Origin of the sequence: Enterobacter sp. EC_50 (genome assembly GCF_019584525.1) — a bacterium.
Classification (GTDB): domain Bacteria; phylum Pseudomonadota; class Gammaproteobacteria; order Enterobacterales; family Enterobacteriaceae; genus Enterobacter; species Enterobacter roggenkampii.
Map to the genome: position 1 here is coordinate 25,829 of NZ_VDAF01000006.1, position 16,575 is coordinate 42,403.

At 57.8% G+C, this 16,575-nt stretch carries 16 protein-coding genes; 13 read left to right on the plus strand and 3 right to left on the minus strand.

The features are described from left to right. Positions 1 to 139 precede the first annotated feature (139 nt). On the plus strand, positions 140 to 2,161 hold the full coding sequence (locus FHC48_RS06695; RefSeq protein ID WP_059363497.1) for an NADPH-dependent 2,4-dienoyl-CoA reductase: 2,022 nt from the start codon (positions 140 to 142) through the stop codon (positions 2,159 to 2,161). A gap of 90 nt (positions 2,162 to 2,251) precedes the next feature. On the opposite strand, the gene rlmG is transcribed toward FHC48_RS06695, so the two are convergent. After that, positions 2,252 to 3,388: a 23S rRNA (guanine(1835)-N(2))-methyltransferase RlmG gene (rlmG, locus tag FHC48_RS06700; protein ID WP_008503153.1), complete on the minus strand. Its 1,137-nt coding sequence runs from the start codon at positions 3,386 to 3,388 to the stop codon at positions 2,252 to 2,254. Between the two features lie 83 nt (positions 3,389 to 3,471). Here rlmG and FHC48_RS06705 point away from each other — a divergent pair, with 83 nt between their 5' ends. From FHC48_RS06705 to sstT, 4 genes are all read left to right on the plus strand, one after another. Continuing rightward, positions 3,472 to 3,975, plus strand: coding sequence for a YgjP-like metallopeptidase domain-containing protein (locus FHC48_RS06705; protein WP_059363499.1), 504 nt, complete (start codon positions 3,472 to 3,474; stop codon positions 3,973 to 3,975). Positions 3,976 to 4,045: 70 nt separating this feature from the next. Continuing rightward, the gene (locus FHC48_RS06710; RefSeq protein WP_021242366.1) at positions 4,046 to 5,044 is read left to right on the plus strand and encodes a Gfo/Idh/MocA family protein; all 999 of its coding nucleotides are present in this window, start codon (positions 4,046 to 4,048) and stop codon (positions 5,042 to 5,044) included. 251 nt (positions 5,045 to 5,295) lie between these two features. Continuing rightward, on the plus strand, positions 5,296 to 6,261 hold the full coding sequence (locus tag FHC48_RS06715) for a TerC family protein (RefSeq protein WP_021242367.1): 966 nt from the start codon (positions 5,296 to 5,298) through the stop codon (positions 6,259 to 6,261). A gap of 255 nt (positions 6,262 to 6,516) precedes the next feature. Then, positions 6,517 to 7,758 carry a serine/threonine transporter SstT gene (sstT, locus tag FHC48_RS06720; RefSeq protein ID WP_008503149.1) on the plus strand — a complete coding sequence of 414 codons (1,242 nt, stop codon included), beginning with the start codon at positions 6,517 to 6,519 and terminating at the stop codon, positions 7,756 to 7,758. Between the two features lie 86 nt (positions 7,759 to 7,844). Here sstT and FHC48_RS06725 read toward each other — a convergent pair whose 3' ends face one another. Both FHC48_RS06725 and uxaC read right to left on the minus strand, forming a co-directional pair. Further along, entirely contained in the window at positions 7,845 to 9,332 is a 1,488-nt protein-coding gene (locus FHC48_RS06725; protein WP_059363503.1) for a UxaA family hydrolase, read from the minus strand. A 17-nt stretch (positions 9,333 to 9,349) separates the two neighbouring features. After that, the gene (uxaC, locus tag FHC48_RS06730; protein WP_032664504.1) at positions 9,350 to 10,762 is read right to left on the minus strand and encodes a glucuronate isomerase; all 1,413 of its coding nucleotides are present in this window, start codon (positions 10,760 to 10,762) and stop codon (positions 9,350 to 9,352) included. 474 nt (positions 10,763 to 11,236) lie between these two features. Between uxaC and FHC48_RS06735 the strand changes: the two genes are divergently transcribed. The 8 genes from FHC48_RS06735 to FHC48_RS06770 all read left to right on the plus strand — a co-directional run bounded on the left by FHC48_RS06735 (position 11,237) and on the right by FHC48_RS06770 (position 16,425). Next, positions 11,237 to 12,535, plus strand: a complete 1,299-nt coding sequence (locus FHC48_RS06735; RefSeq protein WP_008503146.1) for an MFS transporter — start codon at positions 11,237 to 11,239, stop codon at positions 12,533 to 12,535. 180 nt (positions 12,536 to 12,715) lie between these two features. Continuing rightward, complete coding sequence (gene exuR / locus FHC48_RS06740) at positions 12,716 to 13,492, plus strand: transcriptional regulator ExuR (RefSeq protein ID WP_059363504.1); 777 nt, start codon at positions 12,716 to 12,718, stop codon at positions 13,490 to 13,492. A 344-nt stretch (positions 13,493 to 13,836) separates the two neighbouring features. Continuing rightward, a complete protein-coding gene (gene yqjA / locus FHC48_RS06745; protein ID WP_008503144.1) occupies positions 13,837 to 14,499 on the plus strand; it encodes a DedA family general envelope maintenance protein YqjA in 663 nt (220 codons plus the stop codon). A 2-nt stretch (positions 14,500 to 14,501) separates the two neighbouring features. Next, positions 14,502 to 14,885, plus strand: a complete 384-nt coding sequence (mzrA, locus tag FHC48_RS06750; RefSeq protein ID WP_059363506.1) for an EnvZ/OmpR regulon moderator MzrA — start codon at positions 14,502 to 14,504, stop codon at positions 14,883 to 14,885. A 143-nt stretch (positions 14,886 to 15,028) separates the two neighbouring features. After that, positions 15,029 to 15,397, plus strand: a complete 369-nt coding sequence (locus FHC48_RS06755; RefSeq protein ID WP_008503142.1) for a DUF1090 domain-containing protein — start codon at positions 15,029 to 15,031, stop codon at positions 15,395 to 15,397. Positions 15,398 to 15,426: 29 nt separating this feature from the next. Then, positions 15,427 to 15,732: a YqjD family protein gene (locus FHC48_RS06760; protein WP_008503141.1), complete on the plus strand. Its 306-nt coding sequence runs from the start codon at positions 15,427 to 15,429 to the stop codon at positions 15,730 to 15,732. Between the two features lies 1 nt (position 15,733). Next, complete coding sequence (locus FHC48_RS06765) at positions 15,734 to 16,132, plus strand: phage holin family protein (RefSeq protein ID WP_014885329.1); 399 nt, start codon at positions 15,734 to 15,736, stop codon at positions 16,130 to 16,132. After that, complete coding sequence (locus FHC48_RS06770; RefSeq protein ID WP_008503139.1) at positions 16,129 to 16,425, plus strand: YqjK-like family protein; 297 nt, start codon at positions 16,129 to 16,131, stop codon at positions 16,423 to 16,425. The genes FHC48_RS06765 and FHC48_RS06770 overlap by 4 nt, the downstream gene beginning before the upstream one ends. Positions 16,426 to 16,575 lie beyond the last annotated feature (150 nt).

The following is a 16,575-nucleotide window of genomic DNA, read 5'->3' on the forward strand; positions in this document are numbered from 1 at the left end:
CCCGGTAAGCGCAGCGCCACCGGGGAAGTTCTTTGAGATCTATCACAATCATTCGATCCCGCTTTTACCTTTCCGCTGCCGCTGGCTAAATTAGTAACTCATCCGACCACATAACAATAATTTTACACTGGAAGAGACTATGAGCCGCTACCCGTCGTTATTCGCCCCTCTCGATCTGGGGTTCACCACACTCAAAAACCGCGTGTTGATGGGCTCGATGCACACCGGGCTCGAGGAGCATCCGGACGGGGCCGAGCGTCTGGCAGCTTTCTATGCCGAGCGCGCGCGCCACGGGGTGGCGCTGATTGTCACCGGCGGCGTGGCCCCTTCCCCTTCCGGCGTCGGCATGGAGGGCGGTGCGGTGCTGAACGATGCAGCACAGCTGCCGCATCACCGCATTGTGACCGACGCGGTACACAACGAGGGCGGTAAAATCGCCCTGCAAATTCTGCACACTGGACGCTACAGCTATCAGCCGAATCTGGTCGCGCCATCGGCCATTCAGGCGCCGATTAACCGCTTCACTCCGCATGCTCTGAGCCACGACGAGATCCTGGCGCTGATTGACGACTTCGCCCGCTGCGCCGCGCTGGCGCGTGAGGCGGGCTATGACGGCGTTGAGGTGATGGGCTCCGAAGGCTACCTGATTAACGAGTTCCTCGCCGCCCGCACCAACCAGCGCGACGACGAATGGGGCGGCGACTATGCCCGCCGGATGCGCTTTGCTGTAGAAGTCGTGCGCGCCGTGCGCGAACGCGCGGGCGCGGATTTTATTATCATCTTCCGCCTGTCGATGCTCGATCTGGTGGAGGGCGGCGGGACATTTGACGAAACCGTGCAGCTGGCGCAGGCGATAGAAGCCGCGGGCGCCACGATTATCAACACCGGCATCGGCTGGCACGAGGCGCGCATTCCCACTATTGCCACGCCGGTGCCGCGCGCGGCGTTCAGCTGGGTAACGCGCAGGCTGAAAGGAAAAGTCTCTGTTCCGCTGGTCACCACCAACCGCATTAACGATCCGCAGGTGGCGGACGATGTGATTTCACGCGGCGATGCCGATATGGTGTCGATGGCGCGGCCGTTCCTCGCCGATGCCGAGCTGCTGTCGAAAGCGCAAAGCGGACGCGCGGATGAGATCAACACCTGCATCGGCTGTAATCAGGCCTGTCTGGATCAGATCTTCGTCGGGAAGGTCACCTCCTGCCTCGTCAACCCGCGCGCCTGCCATGAAACCAAAATGCCGGTGATCCCGGCGACAGCGAAAAAACGCCTGGCGGTTGTCGGCGCAGGACCTGCGGGCCTGGCGTTTGCGGTCAATGCCGCCTCGCGCGGGCACGGCGTGACGCTGTTTGATGCGCTGGGAGAGATTGGCGGGCAGTTTAATATCGCCAAACAGATCCCCGGCAAAGAGGAGTTCTACGAAACGCTGCGCTACTACCGCCGGATGATCGAGCTGACGGGCGTCGAGCTGCGGCTTAACCAGTTTGTCCGCGCGGCGGATCTGACTGATTTTGATGAGGTGATCCTGGCGAGCGGGATCGTACCGCGCACGCCTGCGATCGAGGGTATCGATCATCCAAAAGTGCTGAGCTATCTCGACGTGCTGCGTGACAAAGCGCCGGTTGGCGAGAAGGTGGCGATTATCGGCTGCGGCGGGATCGGTTTTGACACCGCGATGTATTTAAGCCAACCGGGCGAAGCCACCAGCCAGAACATTGCCGAATTCTGCGTGGAATGGGGTATCGACACCAGCCTCAGCCAGTCCGGCGGCCTGCGACCCGAAGGGCCACAGCTGCCGAAAAGCCCGCGCCAGATCGTAATGCTGCAGCGTAAAGCCAGCAAACCGGGCGAAGGGCTGGGGAAAACCACCGGCTGGATCCACCGCGCCACCCTGCTCTCGCGCGGGGTGAAGATGATCCCGGCGGTGAGCTACCAGAAGATCGACGACGACGGGCTGCACGTCACGATCGGCGGCGAGCCGCAGCTGCTGCGCGTGGATCATGTGATTTTGTGTGCCGGGCAGGAGCCGAAGCGGGATCTGGCGGATCCGCTGCGCGAGGCCGGTAAAACGGTGCATCTGATCGGCGGGTGCGACGTGGCGATGGAGCTGGATGCGCGGCGCGCGATTGCGCAGGGGACGAAATTAGCTCTGATGATCTAGAACATTGCCGGGCGGCGCTGCGCTTGCCCGGCCTACGGGTCCGAGGCCATTGTAGGCCCGGTAAGCGCAGCGCCACCGGGCAAAACCATCTTAACGACGACGTCCCAGCTTCACCGACTTCAGCACCACAAACTTATTGTTCGTCGCAATGGTCACGCAGTTACCGAAAATCTTCTTCAGCTTGTGGAAGTAGTCCAGGTGGCGGTTCGCCACGATGTACAGCTCGCCGTTAATCTTCAGGCAGCGGCGCGCGTGGTGGAACATCTCCCAGGCGACGTTATCCGTCAGGGCGTGCTTCTGGTGGAACGGCGGGTTACAGAACACGGCGTTGAAGCGGAAAGGCTCTACCCCCGACAGCGCGTTGTTGATCATAAACTCGCAGCGGTCCAGCGCGTCCGGCATGTTCGTTTCCACGTTCAGACGGCTGGAGGCCACCGCCATCGGCGATTCGTCGCTGAACACCACGCTGGCCTCCGGGTTCTTCGCCAGCAGCGTCAGGCCAATCACGCCGTTGCCGCAGCCCAGATCGACAATTTCCCCTTCCAGATTTTCCGGCAGGTGTTCCATAAAGAAACGCGCCCCGATATCCAGACCGGTACGGGAGAAGACGTTCGCATGGTTGTGGATGGTCCAGTCGGTCCCTTCCAGTTTCCAGCTCAGCGTGTCCGGCGCGTCGGCCAGCTCGGGTGCGGCGAACGTACAGTTGATCAGGCGCGCTTTTTTCCAGGCCAGCGTTGTGGTGGTTGGGCCAAGGACCTTCTCAAACAGCTCCAGCGTCGAAGTGTGAATATCACGCGCTTTGGCACCCGCGATGATGCGGGTTTCTGGCGTGACGACCTTACGCAGCGCGCGCAGCTGTTGCTCCAGCAGCGCCATGGTTTTTGGCACTTTGATGAGCACCACGCCCGGCGCCTGCGGGTAGTCCGCGGTGCTGTCGAGGAACTTCACGCTGGATTCGTCGATGTCGTTATGGCGCAGGTTTTCACGCGTCGCCAGCTCGCTTAAGTAGGAATCGCCGATGCTGTACGGCGTGTGCTCCGCCAGGGCGCAGCCCAGCGCGCCGAAGGCGTCATTCAGGATCAAAACCGGGCCGCGGATTTCAGTCTCATCCAACTGCTGCAGCAGATATTCATCCGCCGCTTCCCACGCCTGAAGCGGGTTAACGTCGTCCGTTTCCGGGAAACGTTTAAGGTTGAGTGAACGGAAACCGTTGTCTAAGTGGCTCATCGGCCCTCCTGAATGGTAAAATTTGGCGTATCCCTGAAAAGGGTGCGTGAGTATACCCGTTTTATTGTCGATTTGGGGCGTTGATGAACCAACTTACTTATCTCCAGGGCTACCCGGAGCATTTACTTTCTCAGGTTCGCAGCCTGATTGCCGAGCAGAAGCTCGGCGCGGTGCTGGAAAAACGCTACCCCGGCCCCCACGATTTCGCGACCGATAAAGCCCTCTGGCAGTATACGCAGGATCTGAAAAACCGGTATCTGAAGAGCGCCCCGCCGATCAACAAGGTGATGTACGACAACAAGATCCACGTGCTGAAAAACGCGCTCGGCCTGCACACCGCCGTCTCCCGCGTGCAGGGCGGCAAGCTGAAGGCCAAGGCGGAGATCCGCGTCGCGACGGTTTTTCGCAACGCGCCGGAAGCCTTTCTGCGGATGATTGTGGTGCACGAACTCGCACACCTGAAAGAGAAAGAGCACGACAAAGCGTTCTATTCTCTGTGCTGCCACATGGAGCCGCAGTACCACCAGCTGGAGTTTGATACCCGGCTGTGGCTTACGCATTTATCGTTAAAAGGTAATGCGGAATAGCGCACGCGAATTGTCATGATGACGTGCTACAGTGGCTAAAGGTTCCCCGCTACGGAGTACGTAAACGTTTATGATACGTTTCGCAGTCATTGGAACGAACTGGATCACGCGCCAGTTCGTCGACGCCGCCCACGAAACCGGCAAACTGAAACTTACCGCAGTCTATTCCCGCAGCCTTGAGCAGGCGCAGAGTTTTGCCAACGATTACCTGGTCGAGCATCTCTTCACCTCGCTTGATGACATGGCGCAAAGCGACGCCATTGACGCGGTCTATATCGCCAGCCCGAACGCCCTGCACTTCCCGCAAACGAAGCTGTTCCTCAGCCATAAAAAGCATGTGATTTGCGAGAAGCCGCTGGCGTCGAACATCGAAGAAGTGGAAGCCGCCATCGCGCTTGCCCGCGAAAACCAGGTGGTGCTGTTCGAAGCGTTCAAAACCGCCAGCCTGCCGAACTTCCTGCTGCTGCAGCAGTCCCTGCCGAAGGTGGGCAAAGTGCGCAAAGCGTTTATCAACTACTGCCAGTACTCGTCGCGCTACCAGCGCTATCTCGACGGCGAGAACCCGAACACCTTTAACCCGGCCTTCTCGAACGGCTCGATTATGGATATCGGTTTCTACTGCCTGGCCTCTGCCGTGGCCCTGTGGGGCGAGCCGCACGGCGTCACGGCCACCGCCAGTCTGCTGGAGAGCGGCGTGGATGCGCACGGTGTCGCGGTGCTGGATTACGGTGATTTCAGCGTGACGCTGCAGCACTCCAAGGTGAGCGATTCTGTCCTGCCGAGCGAAATTCAGGGCGAAGCGGGCTCGCTGGTTATCGAGAAGATCTCCGAGTGCCAGAAGGTGAGCTTTGTCCCGCGCGGCGGCAAAGCGCAGGAGCTGACGCAGCCTCAGCATATTAACACTATGCTCTATGAGGCAGAGGTCTTCGCCCGTCTGGTGGAAGACAACGAAGTGAATCACCCAGGCCTTGCGGTGAGCCGCACCACGGCGAAGCTGCAAACGGAGATCCGCCGTCAGACCGGCGTGGTATTCCCGGCAGACGGCGTGAGCGCGGAAGTTATCGCGTAAAGCTGTGTAATGAAACGGCGCAGACCATTGACGAAACCGATGGTCTGACATATTTTGTTACCTGCAAAGGGGAGTAACTTCTTCGCCGGTGGATCGTCATTACGATGCGTGCAATACCGCATCCGGTCGCCGGGCAACCCTCGTGGTTGTAAGTGAGACCTTGCCGGAAGGCGAGGTCTATGCATAAAAAGCTAACGGCTATCGTCTTCTGACCATGGCCGTTTTTGTTTTTTATGTGTAAGGAAAATAGTATGCATTCTGTCGGCACTCCAATGTTGTGGGGCGGATTCGCGGTTGTCGTGCTCATCATGCTGGCGATCGACCTCTTTTTGCAGGGCCGTCGCGGCGCGCACGGTATGACCATGAAACAGGCCGCCGCCTGGTCGCTGGTCTGGGTTACTCTCTCCCTGCTCTTCTGCGCCGCCTTCTGGTGGTATCTGGCCTCGACCGAAGGCCGCGCGGTGGCCGATCCTCAGGCGCTCGCCTTCCTCACCGGCTATCTGATTGAAAAAGCCCTGGCGGTTGATAACGTCTTCGTCTGGCTGATGCTGTTCAGCTACTTCGCCGTGCCTGCGGCTCTGCAGCGTCGCGTGCTGGTGTACGGCGTGCTGGGCGCAATTATCCTGCGTACCATCATGATCTTCGCTGGCAGCTGGCTGATTACCCAGTTCGAGTGGCTGCTGTACGTCTTCGGCGCGTTCCTGCTGTTCACCGGGGTCAAAATGGCGCTGGCGAAAGAGGACGGCTCCGCGATTGGCGATCGCCCGCTGGTGAAGTGGATCCGCGGCCATCTGCGCATGACCGACAAGATCGAGAGCGAGCACTTCTTCGTGCGCAAGAACGGCCTGCTGTTTGCCACCCCGCTGCTGCTGGTGCTGATTCTGGTTGAGCTGAGCGACGTGATTTTCGCCGTGGACAGCATTCCGGCCATTTTCGCGGTGACCACCGACCCGTTCATCGTGCTGACCTCTAACCTGTTCGCCATCCTCGGCCTACGCGCGATGTACTTCCTGCTGGCGGGCGCGGCGGAGCGCTTCTCCATGCTGAAGTACGGCCTGTCGGTGATCCTGGTGTTTATCGGTATCAAGATGCTGATCGTCGATTTCTACCATATCCCGATCGCCATTTCGCTCGGCGTGGTGTTTGGCATTCTGATCGTGACGCTGATTATCAATACCTGGGTTAACCGCCAGCACGATAAGAAGCAGCAGGCTTAATGCGTTTTGCCCGGTGGCGCTGCGCTTACCGGGCCTACAACGTCACCCCGTAGGCCGGGTAAGCGCAGCGCCACCCGGCACTTTCGTTAATCAATAGTTAAAAAACATGACGCAACACGTAAAATCCAGCATTTTACGCTTCCCTCCTTTCGCGCATTCCCTATACTCGACCAGGCAAACATTTACTTACATCCGGACATAAATGTGACTAAGAGCACATTCGGAATGGAACGCAATTTCACTCAGGAATAATGTATGAGCACACAATCGACGGGTCTTTTTGCGCGCCTGGCGCAGGGAAGTCTGGTTAAACAAATTCTGGTAGGACTGGTGCTGGGTATTCTGCTGGCCATGGTGTCAAAACCTGCTGCGGAGGCCACGGGGCTGCTCGGGACGCTGTTTGTGGGCGCCCTGAAAGCCGTCGCGCCGGTACTGGTTCTGATGCTGGTCATGGCATCGATTGCCAACCACCAGCACGGACAAAAAACCAACATTCGCCCTATTCTGTTCCTGTATCTTCTGGGAACCTTCTCTGCAGCCTTAACGGCCGTGGTGTTTAGCTTCCTGTTCCCGTCCACGCTGCACCTGACCAGCGCGGCCGGTGATATCACGCCGCCGTCCGGGATTGTGGAAGTCCTTCGCGGTCTGCTGATGAGCATGGTCTCTAACCCCATCACCGCGCTGATGAGCGGAAACTACATTGGCATCCTGGTCTGGGCGATTGGTCTGGGCTTCGCGCTGCGTCACGGCAACGAGACCACGAAAAACCTGGTCAACGATTTGTCCAACGCTGTCACCTTTATGGTGAAGCTGGTGATTCGCTTTGCGCCAATCGGTATTTTCGGCCTGGTCTCCTCCACGCTGGCAACCACCGGTTTTGACGCGCTGTGGGGCTACGCGCAACTGCTGGTTGTGCTGGTCGGCTGTATGCTGCTGGTGGCGCTGGTGATCAACCCGCTGCTGGTGTTCTGGCAGATCCGCCGCAACCCGTATCCGCTGGTGCTGACCTGCCTGCGCGAGAGCGGCGTGTATGCCTTCTTCACCCGCAGCTCTGCGGCGAACATACCGGTGAACATGGCGCTGGCGGAGAAGCTGAACCTGGATCGCGATACCTATTCCGTGTCGATCCCACTGGGTGCGACCGTGAACATGGCGGGCGCGGCGATTACGATCACTGTACTGACCCTGGCGGCGGTGCATACGCTGGGTATTCCGGTGGATCTGCCAACCGCGCTGCTGCTGAGCGTGGTGGCATCGCTGTGCGCCTGCGGCGCATCCGGCGTGGCGGGCGGTTCGCTGCTGCTGATCCCGCTGGCGTGTAATATGTTCGGTATCCCGAACGAAATCGCCATGCAGGTGGTTGCCGTCGGCTTTATCATCGGCGTGCTGCAGGACTCCTGCGAAACCGCGCTGAACTCCTCTACCGACGTGCTGTTTACCGCGGCGGCCTGTCAGGCGGAAGACGCGCGTTTAGCGAAGAACGCCCTCCGCAGTTAAAAAGAAAAGCCCGGTGGCGGCTACGCCTTACCGGGCCTACAGGGTTTAGTAAGTCGGGTAAGCGCTAGCGCCACCCGACAAAGTACTTACAGCGTCACACCGCTCTTAAAGATTGCCAGCTCGCGGAAATCGTTCTTCTCGTTGCAGGTCTGCTTGCCGCTGGCAATTTCCACAATCGCGTCCACGAATTCCGTCAGCAGCTGCGGCATCGCCTTGCCGTGGATAAGCTGCCCGGCATCAAAGTCAATCCAGTGTTTTTTCTTCGCCGCCAGCTCGCTGTTGGTGGCGATTTTCACCGTCGGCACAAAACCGCCGTACGGCGTACCGCGACCGGTGCTGAACAGCACCATATGGCAGCCGGCTCCCGCCAGCGCGCTGGTGGCAACCGCATCGTTACCCGGTGCGCTCAGCAGGTTCAGACCGTGCGTTTTCAGGCGCTCGCCGTAGCGCAGAACGTCAACCACCTGGCTCGCGCCCGCTTTCTGGGTGCAGCCGAGGGATTTCTCTTCCAGCGTGGTGATCCCCCCCGCTTTGTTACCCGGCGACGGGTTCTCGTAAATCGGCTGATTGTGGGCGATGAAATACTGTTTGAAGTCGTTCACCATGGTGACGGTCTTCTCAAAGGTCTCTTCGTCGCGGCAGTGGCTCATCAGAATACGCTCCGCGCCGAACATTTCCGGCACTTCGGTCAACACCGTCGTGCCGCCGTTGGCAATCACGTAATCCGAGAAGCGGCCCAGCATCGGATTGGCAGTAATACCGGAAAGGCCATCAGACCCGCCGCACTCCAGACCAAACTTCAGCTCGCTCAGCTTGCCCGGCTCGCGCTTGTCGTGGCGCATCACCTCATACAGCTGATGAAGCTGTTCGACGCCCGCTTCCACTTCGTCGTCCTGATGCTGGCACACCATAAAGTGCACGCGCTCAGGGTCAAACTCACCGAGCGTCTCGCGGAAGGCGTCCACCTGATTGTTCTCACAGCCCAGGCCAATCACCAGCACCGCGCCCGCGTTCGGGTGGCGCGCCATGTTTTGCAGCATGGTTCGGGTGTTGATGTGGTCGTCACCCAGCTGGGAGCAGCCGTAGGTGTGGCTGAACAGATGCACGCCGTCGGTGCCTTCGGCATCGTTGGTCTCTTTCAGGAAGCGCGTCTGGATCTGACGCGCAATCCCGTTCACGCAGCCGACGGTCGGGAGGATCCACAGCTCGTTGCGGATCCCCACGTCGCCGTTTGCGCGGCGGTAGATCTGCACCTCACGATCCGCCGCCTGCTCTTGTGCCGCAGGTAAATCAGGTTGATAGCTGTACTCGTCCAGATCGCTCAGATTTGTGCGGGCGTTGTGGGAATGGATGTATTCACCCGGCGCGATATCCGCCAGCGCATGACCGATGGGCAGACCGTACTTCACCACGTTCTCCCCTTTGGCAATGGGGATCAGGGCAAACTTGTGTCCACGTCCAACGGACTGGCGTAACGTCACCGACTGGTTGTCGAAGGTGACTTCCGTCCCTTCGGTTAAATCTGCCAGCGCGACGGCCACGTTATCCAGCGAATGGATTTTGATGTATTGCATATCAACCTCAAACGGCCCTAGTTCAGTTCAATGGCGAAGTAGTCACGCGCATTGTTAAAGCAGATGTTTTTCACCATGTCGCCCAGCAGCTGGATATCCGCCGGCGCTTCGCCTGCGTGCACCCAGCGGCCAATCATCTGGCACAGAATGCGGCGGAAGTATTCATGACGGGTATAGGACAGGAAGCTGCGGCTGTCGGTCAGCATGCCGACAAAACGGCTCAGCAGGCCAAGCTGCGCCAGCTGCGTCATCTGACGCTCCATGCCGTCTTTCTGATCGTTGAACCACCAGCCGGAGCCGAACTGCATCTTGCCCGGCATCCCTTCGCCCTGGAAGTTGCCGATCATCGTGCCCAGCACTTCGTTATCGCGCGGGTTCAGGCAGTAGAGAATGGTTTTCGGCAGCAGGTTTTGTTCGTTCTGTTTGCTCAGCAGTTTTGACAGCTCTTCCGCCAGCGGACGGTCGTTGATGGAGTCAAAGCCCACGTCCGCACCCAGCAGTTTAAACTGGCGCTGGTTGTTATTGCGCAGTGCACCGATGTGGTACTGCTGTACCCAGCCGCGACGCGCGTATTCGGCACCGAGGAACACCAGTACCGCCGTTTTGAACTGCGCCACTTCGTGCTCGCTAAGCGATTCACCGGAGAGGCGACGCGCCAGAATGCTGTCCAGCTCGGCCTCGTTTGATTCCGCAAACAGCACCACGTCCAGCGCGTGGTCAGAGACTTTACAGCCGTGCGCCGCGAAGTGATCCAGACGTTTGGTCAGCGCGGTTTGCAGATCGGCGAAACGACGGATGTCGGTATCGGACACTTCCGCCAGCTTCGCCATGTAGTCGTTGAACGTGGCCTGCTCAATATTGAAGGCTTTGTCCGGGCGCCAGCTTGGCAGCACTTTGATATCAAAAGAGGTGTCTTTGGCGACAACGGCATGATGCTCCAGGGAGTCAATCGGATCGTCGGTGGTGCCGACCATCTTCACGTTCATCTGCTTCATGATGCCGCGCGCGGAGAAGTTCTCCTGCGCCAGGAGCGCATTGCACTGGTCCCAGATTTCATCGGCGGTCGCTGGGGAGAGCAGTTTGCCGGTGATGCCAAACGGGCGACGCAGCTCAAGGTGCGTCCAGTGATAGAGCGGGTTACCGATGGTGTGCGGGACGGTCGCCGCCCAGGCGTCAAACTTCTCGCGATCGGTCGCATCGCCGGTGCACAGGCGCTCAGCCACGCCGTTGGTGCGCATCGCACGCCATTTGTAATGGTCACCCTTCAGCCAGATGTCATACAGGTTTTTGAAACGGTAATTTTCGGCAACCTGCTGCGGCGGCAAATGGCAGTGGTAGTCGAAAATCGGCTGATCTTTTGCATAGTCGTGGTACAGGCGGCGAGCAAATTCGGTATCTAACAGAAAATCGTCGGTCATAAACGGCGTCATTATCGTCTTCCTCATTACGGGAGCGTCAGAAAGCGTATGTTCATATGCTGCAAAGTTATCACACCAATTTCCACCATCCGACGTTTTTTTCGTGAGTGAGATCAATAAACGCAGACAAATACATTACCCAAATTGGAGTAAATCCTTCTACAAGCCGCGCCAGTACTGGCTTGAAGCGACACGAATAATGTCCCCACAAAGAATCATACATTTGTGATGTCACTCACCTTTTAAAGCTGTATGACAAGTTATCTTTTCGCCGTCGCAAACTATAAGCCGACGGAATGCATTCCTGGTGTCAGTTACACCAGATTTAACGGTACGGAAACCGACTTATGCAGATGACTTTTGGCAAGGTTCGGGCCGTTCCGGGACATTTCCCGGTTACGCCCCTCCCGTTACTGAACGGCTCCCGGCAACGGTCGAGCGGTTACCGTGTCCCGGCACGGCAATACTATAACGATGAGGTTTTACATGCGTAAAATTAAAGGGTTACGTTGGTACATGATCGCACTGGTGACGTTAGGCACCGTGCTGGGCTACCTGACGCGTAACACCGTCGCAGCCGCAGCGCCGACGTTAATGGAAGAGCTGCATATCTCCACGCAGCAATACTCCTACATCATTGCTGCCTATTCCGCGGCGTACACCATCATGCAGCCTGTTGCAGGCTACGTGCTGGATATCCTCGGTACCAAAATCGGCTATGCCTTCTTCGCCATCGCCTGGGCGGTGTTCTGCGGAGCCACCGCGCTGGCGGGCAGCTGGGGCGGCCTGGCGCTGGCGCGCGGTGCGGTCGGTGCGGCAGAAGCCGCGATGATCCCGGCGGGACTGAAGGCCAGTTCCGAGTGGTTCCCGGCAAAAGAGCGCTCTATTGCTGTCGGCTACTTCAACGTGGGTTCGTCCATCGGGGCGATGATTGCGCCGCCGCTGGTGGTGTGGGCTATCGTGATGCACAGCTGGCAGATGGCTTTCATCATTTCCGGCGTGCTGAGCTTCGCCTGGGCAATCGCGTGGCTGGTTTTCTATAAGCACCCGCGCGATCAGAAAAAACTCTCCGAAGAAGAACGCGAGTACATCATTGGTGGTCAGGAAGCGCAGCATCAGACCAACAACGGCAAAAAAATGACCGTCTGGCAGATCCTGGGCACCCGTCAGTTCTGGGGTATCGCCCTGCCGCGTTTCCTGGCGGAACCGGCCTGGGGGACCTTCAACGCGTGGATCCCACTGTTCATGTTTAAAGTCTACGGCTTTAACCTGAAAGAGATCGCGATGTTCGCCTGGATGCCGATGCTGTTCGCTGACCTGGGCTGTATCGTGGGCGGCTACCTGCCACCGCTGTTCCAGCGCTGGTTTGGAGTGAACCTGATCGTTTCCCGTAAGATGGTGGTCACCATGGGCGCACTGCTGATGATTGGCCCGGGTATGATCGGCCTGTTCACCAGCCCGTACGTGGCCATCGCCCTGCTGTGCATCGGTGGTTTTGCGCACCAGTCCCTGTCCGGCGCGCTGATTACGCTCTCGTCTGACGTCTTCGGTCGCAACGAAGTGGCCACCGCCAACGGCCTGACCGGGATGGCCGCCTGGACCGCGAGTACGATGTTCGCGCTGGTCGTCGGCGCGCTGGCGGATACCATCGGCTTCAGCCCGCTGTTTGCGGTACTGGCGGTCTTCGACCTGCTGGGCGCGGTGGTGATCTGGACGGTGCTGAAAAGCAAATCGGCAGAGGAGCTGGCAAAAGAGTCACTCGGGAAACCGGCCACGCAGAGTTAGCCTTGCTGTGCCGGGTGGCGCTACGCTTACCCGGCCTACAAAACCCGTAGGCCCGTGCGAGCGAAGCGCCGCCGGGCATTTAAAGGCCGCTCAGTAGTGGCTTTTTTAATGGCAAAATCTGGAGAGTGGCACGCAAAAGTGGTATAACAAATCATCTGCCGTACCCTGTCTGGAGCGCATATGGAAATCACCGAACCACGTCGTTTATATCAACAACTTGCTGCGGAGCTGAAAGATCGCATCGAGCAAGGTGTCTATCTTGTCGGTGATAAACTGCCCGCCGAGCGCTTTATCGCGGATGAAAAAAGCGTCAGCCGCACTGTGGTGCGTGAAGCGATCATCATGCTGGAAGTCGAAGGCTACGTTGAGGTACGCAAAGGCTCCGGCATTCACGTCATTTCCAATCTGCCGAAACACTCTCCCGTCGCGGACGAGAGTCTGGAATTCGCCAGCTACGGTCCGTTTGAGCTGCTCCAGGCTCGCCAGCTGATTGAAAGCAACATTGCCGAATTTGCGGCGACGCAGGTGACCAAGCAGGACATCATGAAGCTGATGGAAATCCAGGAGAATGCCCGCAAGGAAAAATGTTTCCGCGATTCAGAGTGGGATCTGCAGTTCCACGTCCAGGTCGCCCTGGCAACCCAGAATACGGCACTGGCGGCAATCGTTGAGAAAATGTGGACTCAGCGCGTTCACAACCCGTACTGGAAAAAACTGCACGACCATATCGATTCCCGTACCGTCGACAACTGGTGTGACGATCACGATCAAATCCTTAAAGCGCTGATTCGTAAAGATCCGCACGCCGCTAAGCTGGCGATGTGGCAGCACCTGGAAAACACTAAGCAGATGCTGTTCAATGAAACCAGCGACGACTTCGAATTTAACGCTGACCGCTATCTTTTCGCCGATAATCCCGTTGTTCATCTCGATACGGTCCCCAGTACCGCAAAATAGATGACCTTCCCGCTGGCAGGCGCTTCGCTGCGCCTTCCGGCGAACGTGGGTAAGCAAAACATATATAGTGTCAGCCTTTGTAAATCCCCTCGCTCACTTTCTGGGCTTACGCCAAAATCAACTCACGCCTGCAAATTCTGTGACGCAGAACGTTGGGCTTTGTTACAATTGGATTCACTTCGTTATTTTGTAAGTTAGTGCTTGCTAACCAGCCAATTAACAGGGAACAGTGTTGGCCACACCGCAATGTGTCCGCGAGCGACCATAATGAAATCACAACCATGTCGCCGTGCTGTTTGTCCCGGATAACAGGCATGACGTTAACCGATTTCCAGGAACACTGAATGGAACTTTTGACCCAACTACTGCATGCCCTCTGGGCGCAGGATTTTGAAACGCTGGCCAACCCTTCCATGATTGGCATGCTCTATTTCGTCTTGTTTATGATCCTGTTCCTTGAGAACGGCTTGCTGCCTGCTGCTTTCCTGCCCGGTGACAGTTTACTGGTGCTTGTCGGCGTGCTGTGCGCCAAAGGGGCGATGGCATTCCCGCAAACTATTTTGTTACTGACCGTCGCCGCGAGTCTCGGCTGCTGGGTCAGCTACATCCAGGGAAGATGGCTGGGCAATACCCGGATCGTCCAGAACTGGCTCTCGCACCTGCCTGCACATTATCACCAGCGGGCGCACCACCTTTTCCATAAGCACGGGCTTTCTGCGCTGCTGATTGGCCGCTTTATCGCCTTTGTACGCACCCTGTTGCCGACCATTGCCGGTCTGTCGGGGCTGAGCAGCGCGCGCTTCCAGTTCTTTAACTGGATGAGCGGCCTGCTGTGGGTACTGATTCTGACGACGCTCGGCTATGCGTTGGGGAAAACGCCAGTCTTTATGAAATATGAAGACCAGCTGATGTCCTGCCTGATGCTGCTGCCTGTGGTGCTGCTGGTCTTCGGTCTGATCGGCTCGCTGGTCGTCCTGTGGAAAAAGAAATACGGAGCCAGAGGCTAACGATGGCTATCTCACCGCTCGCCCTGCGCCGTTTTGCCTGCGCCGTGATGACACTGGTGGTGCTCAGCGCCATGCTGCTGGCATGGAGCGCGCTTTCGCACCAGGAATCCACGCTGGCCATTCGCCCGGTGAACCAGGGTGCCAGCGTGCCTGACGGTTTTTCTGTCTGGCACCATCTGGACGCGAACGGGATCCGCTTTAAAAGCATCACCCCGCAGGACGATGTTTTACTGATCAAGTTTGATTCCCGAGCGCAAAGTGCCGCCGCAAAAGTGGTTCTCGACCGTACGCTGCCGCACGGGTATATCATCGCTCAGCAGGAAGATGACAGCCAGCATGCTGCCTGGCTGTCGCTGATTCGCGATACGTCGCATCGGTTTGGATAATTACCAGGATTCCGAATCTTTTCACTCACTTTGGTGAATCCCCCGTTTACTTACTATGCTTAAGTACGCGGAGCACCCCTCGAATGTACTCCGCATAACTTTGGATAGCGGCTTACGCCGCAACACAATGGAAGGTTTCGATAATGAAATTCCGCATGACTCTGGCTCTGGCCCTTTTTTCTTTAAGCACAGCATCCTTCGCAAATTCTCTCTGTCAGGAGAAAGAACAGGATATTCAGCGTGAGATCGGTTATGCCGAAAAGCATAACAATCAGCACCGTGTTGATGGTCTTAAAAAAGCGCTGAGCGAAGTGAAAGCGAACTGTTCAGACAGCAAGCTGCGTGCCGACCACCAGAAGAAAATCGCTGAACAGAAGGACGAGATAGCCGAGCGCCGTCGCGACCTGCAGGAAGCGAAAGAGAAAGGGGATGCGGAAAAAATTGCTAAGCGCGAGAAGAAGTTGAAAGAAGCGCAGGACGACCTGAAAGCGCTGGAAGCTCGCGATTATTGAGTTAACGGAAATCTCAACAGGAGAGAATCATGTCAAAAGATACGACGTCTGAACATCTGCGCGCTGAACTGAAATCCCTGGCCGATACCCTGGAAGAGGTGCTGAACTCCTCTGCTGACAAGTCAAAAGAAGAGGTCAGCAAGCTACGCAGCAAGGCGGAGCAGGCGCTGAAAGAGAGCCGCTATCGCCTGGGTGAAACCGGCGATGCCCTGGCAAAACAGACCCGCGAAGCGGCCGCGCGTGCGGACGAATACGTGCGTGATAATCCATGGACGGGTGTCGGAATTGGTGCCGCAGTCGGTGTGGTACTGGGTGTCCTGCTGACGCGTCGTTGATATGGAAGATCCTCGTCACGCACAAGGGCCTGCTAACAACGTCCTCGGCATCGGCCAGCGTATTTTGACGACGCTGGTCGGGATTGCCGAAACGCGCGTCCGGCTGGCAGTGGTCGAACTGGAGGAGGAGAAAGCGAACCTCTTCCAGATGCTGCTGATGCTTGGACTGACCATGCTCTTCGCCGCGTTTGGTCTGATGAGCCTGATGGTGTTAATCATCTGGGCCATTGACCCGCAGTATCGTCTTAACGCCATGATTGCCACGACCGTCGTTCTGCTGGTCGCGGCGCTGATTGGCGGCATATGGACGCTGCGTAAAGCGCGTAAGTCCACGTTCCTGCGCCATACGCGTCAGGAGCTGGCTAACGATCGCGCCCTGCTGGAGGATGACAAGCCGTGAGCGGTAAAGCCGAACGTCAAAAGCGAAAAGCGTACCTGCTAAGCCAGATCCAGCAGCAACGGCTGGATCTGTCGGCCAGCCGTCGCGACTGGATTGACGCGACGCGACGGTTTGACCGGGGCTGGAACACCTTCCTGAGCCTGCGTTCATGGGCGCTGGTCGGCAGCAGCGTGATGGCTATCTGGACGGTTCGTCATCCAAATATGCTCATCCGCTGGGCGCGCCGGGGTTTTGGTGCCTGGAGCGCCTGGCGTCTGGTGAAAGCCACGATCCGTCAGCAGCAATTACGCTAGCCTTCTCGCCGGGTGGCGGCTACGCCTTACCCGGCCTACTTGCACGCGTAGGCCGGGTAAGCGCAGCGCCACCCGGCAAAATCCTCCCCCTCCCTTACTCAATATCTTTGAAGAAGATTGACAGTTTTCCTTGCTAACAATCGCCCACCG